The organism is uncultured Chitinophaga sp., assembly GCF_937874145.1.
Lineage (GTDB): Bacteria > Bacteroidota > Bacteroidia > Chitinophagales > Chitinophagaceae > Chitinophaga.
In genome coordinates, this window is sequence record NZ_CALNBI010000109.1 from 1 (window position 1) to 4,880 (window position 4,880).

Annotated in this window: 5 protein-coding genes; all 5 read right to left on the minus strand. The window is 57.9% G+C overall.

Annotated features, from left to right (window positions below):
• Positions 1 to 1,227 (minus strand): sodium/proton-translocating pyrophosphatase (locus Q0510_RS05040; protein WP_298708843.1); only part of this gene is annotated, 1,227 nt, incomplete at its 3' end.
• A 123-nt stretch (positions 1,228 to 1,350) separates the two neighbouring features.
• Complete coding sequence (locus tag Q0510_RS05045) at positions 1,351 to 2,862, minus strand: NAD(P)H-hydrate dehydratase (protein WP_298708845.1); 1,512 nt, start codon at positions 2,860 to 2,862, stop codon at positions 1,351 to 1,353.
• Between the two features lie 72 nt (positions 2,863 to 2,934).
• A complete protein-coding gene (locus Q0510_RS05050; protein ID WP_298708847.1) occupies positions 2,935 to 3,474 on the minus strand; it encodes a hypothetical protein in 540 nt (179 codons plus the stop codon).
• Between the two features lie 38 nt (positions 3,475 to 3,512).
• Positions 3,513 to 3,983, minus strand: a complete 471-nt coding sequence (locus Q0510_RS05055; RefSeq protein WP_298708849.1) for a hypothetical protein — start codon at positions 3,981 to 3,983, stop codon at positions 3,513 to 3,515.
• Positions 3,984 to 4,070: 87 nt separating this feature from the next.
• On the minus strand, positions 4,071 to 4,880 hold an 810-nt coding region (gene nhaA / locus Q0510_RS05060), incomplete at its 5' end, for a Na+/H+ antiporter NhaA (protein WP_298708851.1).

The window sequence follows — 4,880 nt, forward strand, 5'->3', positions numbered from 1 at the left end:
GGCCAGGCCGCCGATCACGTTTGTTGCGTGGCCGGTGGAAGACTGGCGGATGATGGACATCACGGGGCGCTTGCCCATCGCGGTATAGTATTCTGTAATGATGCTCATGAGCGTACCCACGGCCAGGCCTACGAAGATCGCACCCAGCACGCCGTTCTGCGTAATGGCGATAGCGCCTTCACGGAGTGCGTCGCCGCCGATCCAGTCGCGCTGCAGGTAGAAAGGCTCTGCGGGCAGGATCCAGTATACGAGGCCCACACAGGCGAGCGCCGTCAGTACGATGGAGCCCCAGTTGCCCATATTGAGCGCTTTCTGCACGGCGCCGGTGCTGAGGCCCGCGCTGTCGCTGATGCGCACGAAGAATGTGGCGAGAATGCTGAAAATGATGCCCATGCCGGCGATCACCATCGGGAGCAGGATGGGGGACAGGCCTCCGAAGTTGTCGGTGGTGCGCGCCTCGCTGCCCAGTACCATGGTGGCCAGTACGGTGGCTACATAAGAACCGAAAAGGTCGGCGCCCATGCCGGCCACGTCGCCCACGTTATCGCCAACGTTATCGGCGATGGTGGCGGGGTTGCGGGGATCGTCTTCCGGGATGCCGGCTTCCACCTTGCCCACCAGGTCGGCGCCTACGTCGGCCGCTTTGGTATAAATACCGCCACCCACACGGGCAAACAGCGCGATGCTTTCCGCGCCGAGCGAGAAACCGGTCAGTACTTCAATGGTTTTTACCATTTCGGCGGTATTGGCTTCCGCGCCGAAATAAGCTTTGAGGATGATGAACAACCCGCCAAGCCCCAGCACGGCCAGGCCCGCAACGCCCATGCCCATCACGGAGCCGCCCGTAAAGGAAACCTTCAGGGCTTTGGAGAGCGATGTGCGCGCCGCCTGCGCGGTACGTACGTTGGCTTTGGTGGCGATTCTCATACCGATAAAACCGGCCGTCGCAGAGAAAATGGCGCCGATGATAAACGCCACGGCGATCGTCCAGTCGGAGTTTTCATGCGAAAAACCCATGTAGCCCAACAAGAGGGCTGCTATGATCACAAAATAGGTGAGGATCTTGTACTCAGCTTTCAAGAAGGCCATGGCGCCTTCCGCTATATGCCTGGCAATGTCCTGCATCCGCTCGTTTCCTGCATCCTGACGGGAAACCCAGGCGCTCTGTACCGCGGTAAATAATAGTGCAATCAGTCCGAACAGTGGAATAATGTAAGCTATACTCATACTCTTTTAATCCATTTAAAATTTCAAGGCTTTAGATTATGATTTTCAAGGTTGACGAAGATAATGTATTAGAATTTATTTTACTAGTCGTCCTATATATTTACTATAAGCGTAATATGGACGCTACTGCTGTATTTCCGCAAACGCGTTGGCGAGGCGGGCAATGATATCGGAAGCGATGAGGGATGCGGGGGAGACGGAAGCGGCGAGGTCGCCGGCTTTGCCATGGAGCCAGGCGCCCAGGATCAGCGCCGCTTTTGGGGCGTACCCCTGCGCCAGGAGCCCCGTCAATATCCCGGTGAGCACATCCCCGCTGCCGGCGGTCGCCATGCCGGGGTTCCCCGTGGGATTGAAAAACACCGACCCGTCCGGACAAGCCATCGCCGTAAAGCGCCCCTTCAGCAGGATATACCACTGCCATTCCGCCGCCTTCGCGCGCAGCAGTGCCAGCCGCCCGAACTGGTCGCCCGTGGAGCCGAATAGCCGCTCGAATTCCCTCGGATGCGGGGTGAGGATGCTGTGTTTCGGCACCAGGGGCATCAAAGAGGGCCATTTGGACAGGATATTCAGCGCATCGGCATCCAGCACCATCGGCCCCTGCCAGTGGCCCAGCAGGCGCTCGAGGGCTTTGGCGGTGGAAGGGTCCGTCCCGATGCCGGGCCCGATCCCGATCACGTCGTAATCCGGCGCGCGCCGCAGGCGGAAAGGCTCGTCGAAGTGCGCGGAATGCAACGCCAGCTCTTCCGTTTCGCACATGGCTTCGGGGAACGCCGTCTGCATGATCTCGTAGCCGCAACGCGGAATATGCACCGTCAGCAACCCGGCGCCCGCGCGCATGACAGCCCGGGCCGACAGCACCGCCGCCCCCATTTTCCCGTAACTCCCCGCCACGAGCAGCGCATGCCCGTAAGTGCCTTTGTGGGCGAAGGGATCCCGCGGCCGGTAAACCGTCCGGAGCATTTCCATATCCGTCAGGTGGTATTCCGTTTGCACCGCAGCTGAATACGCGGGGTGCAGGCCGATGGGGATCAGCACCGTTTCCCCGGCGAAACCGCCGTTCTCCGGCATCAGCAGCGCGAGTTTCCAGTATTCGAACGTGAGGGTATAACGGGCATGAATACACGTATATCCTTTCGAGCTTTTGTCTGCCATAAGACCGGAAGGCATATCGATCGCTATGATCTCCTGTCGCCCGCGCTGGTCGTTGATCTGGTGGATAACTCCCGCCACCCATCCATCCAGCGGGCGATTGAGCCCTGTACCGAAAAGCGCGTCGATGATCACGCCGGGCTCTTCCATTTGCGGGAAATCCGCTGGGGCGTGAATCGTTTGTAAAAAGGGAACGCGCGCCTGGTTGGCGAGGTTGTCGGGGGAAGGGTTCCCCGCCGCCACGAGCCATGCATATACGGAAAAGCCTTTCTCCGCCAGCCGCCGCGCGATCACCAGTCCGTCGCCGCCATTGTTCCCGGGCCCGCAGAAAATATAGAAAGGGCGGGCGCTTCCCGCATACCTGTCCATGATCCAATCCGCACATGCCGCCGCCGCGCGCTCCATGAGCAGCAGTCCCGAAACGGGCTCATGCGCGATCGTGTAAGCGTCGGCCGCACGGATTTGCGGGGCGGATAAGATTTTCATATTCCCAATATAATAAAAAAAAGCGGCTGCCCCTTGCCGGAGCAGCCGCTAAATGATTTGCGGGTGAACGCTTTAGAAAGTATAACGCGCGGAAACGCCGCCGATCTGTTCGCCGATAAAGTCGTTGTAACCATTGAAGTTAACATACGGCTTGAGGTCGGCGCTCAGGTTCAGGGGAATGTTCTTGAAAGTGTATTCCACGCCGAAGATACCATCCAGGCCGGCTACGGCTTTGGTGGTGCGGTCGCGCCTGCGGCCGTTGTCCCATTCGTAAGCGCGCCAGAGGCCGAGGTGGGCGCCGCCGCCGGCGTACATGTTCCATTCGGATTTACCGAATACGTTCCAGTGGTACTCGTAAAGACCGGTGAACGTCACGTTGGTGGGCTCGTCGTTTCCATTGAAGTAATGGCTGACAATGCCTTCGATGGCATGCGGCCCTTTCAGGAAATGCTTTACGGTGAAGCCCACGAGCCAGGGGTTCAGCCTAACGCCCAGCGCGGTGTTGTAGTCGGCCGGATTGCCGCCGCCGCCGCTGCTTCTGCGTTGCGCGTTTGCCTGGAAGGTCGTCATCATCAGTGAAAGTACTCCGAAGAGCAACAGAATCCTTTTCATATGTGCATTTTAGATTAAACGGTGGTGTATGGATGTATCTATTTTTTGCTGCCGAAAATGTAACGTGCCGATACTGCGAAATCCGCCAGGTCGGAGGAGTTGCCGAAATGAACCGCGGGCTTCCAGTCGAGGCTGAGGTTAAGGGGGACAGGCCCGAAATTGTAATTGAGCCCCGCCACACCATCGATCCCTGCGAGGAATCGCCAGGAGCCGTCGATATCCCTGGTGCCCAGGTGCGCCCCGCCGCCTGCATACCACCCGAAACCGGGAATGGTAAGGGCCGACAGGTCGAAATGATATTGATACAACGCCGTCACCGAAAACGTCCGGTTATACAACCCAACGATCCCTTCCACAGCGGATCTGTCCGCGAAAAAGTAACGCCCCGTAACACCGAGCGGGAGGCCCAGCCTTACACCGGCTTCTTTCTGTCCTTTCAGCGACTGCTGCGCACTGGCGCTGCCTGCCAGGCATAGCAGTATCATGGCATAGATCAAACGATTCTTCATGCTGTTAAACATTTGCAATAACAATGCCAAAGGCGGACAGGGGAACACGGTGACATAGGTTGCCACATAAACGGCGCGGCGGAGGATTTATTTTTCCGCAGCGCGCAAACGCTTTAAAAAGATAAAACCGGCAACGGAAGCAATCAGCGAAGCAAGTATCACCGACATGATCGACACCACCTGGATACCGGCTTCATCAAAAGCCAGCGATGCGATGAAGATGCTCATCGTGAACCCGATTCCGGCGATCATTCCCACGCCCCAGAGCTGTTTCCAGGTGGTCTGGTCGGGTTTGCTGGCGATACCCAGCTTCACCGCCAGGAAGCTCATGCCGAAAATGCCGAGCGGCTTGCCCAGCACGAGCCCCGCGATGATGCCGTAGCTCACGGTATGAGAAAACGCGGATAATAAATCGTTCGGGAAAATGATGGCCGTATTGGCGAGCGCGAATAACGGCATGATGATGAAGTTCACCGGGTCGTGGAGGGTATGTTCGAGCCTGGAGATCTTGCTCATCGGGATGCAGAACGCCAGCACAACGCCCGCGATCGTGGCGTGGATGCCGGAATTGAAAACGCAATACCACAGCACGATGCCGGGAACGATGTAGAAGATGAGCGGTTTCACTTTCAGCAGGTTGAAGACCGCCAGCAAAGCGATGATCCCCCCGCCTGCGAGCAGGTAAGTGGTATGCAGCTCGTCGGTATAAAATATTGCAATCGTCAGGATCGCGCCCAGGTCGTCGATGATGGCGAGGGCGGTCAGGAAGATTTTCAACTGCAGGGGCACGCGGTTGCCCAGCAGCGACAGCACACCCAGCGAAAACGCGATGTCCGTTGCCATGGGGATGCCCCAGCCATGGTGATAGCCGGTTTGACTATTGAACAAGGCATAAAT

Excerpts from the sequence above, each read along its gene's own strand:
- Q0510_RS05045 (WP_298708845.1), bottom strand. The coding sequence starts at position 2,862 with ATGAAAATCTTATCCGCCCCGCAAATCCGTGCGGCCGACGCTTACACG.
- Q0510_RS05050 (WP_298708847.1), bottom strand. The coding sequence starts at position 3,474 with ATGAAAAGGATTCTGTTGCTCTTCGGAGTACTTTCACTGATGATGACG.
- Q0510_RS05055 (WP_298708849.1), bottom strand. The coding sequence starts at position 3,983 with ATGAAGAATCGTTTGATCTATGCCATGATACTGCTATGCCTGGCAGGC.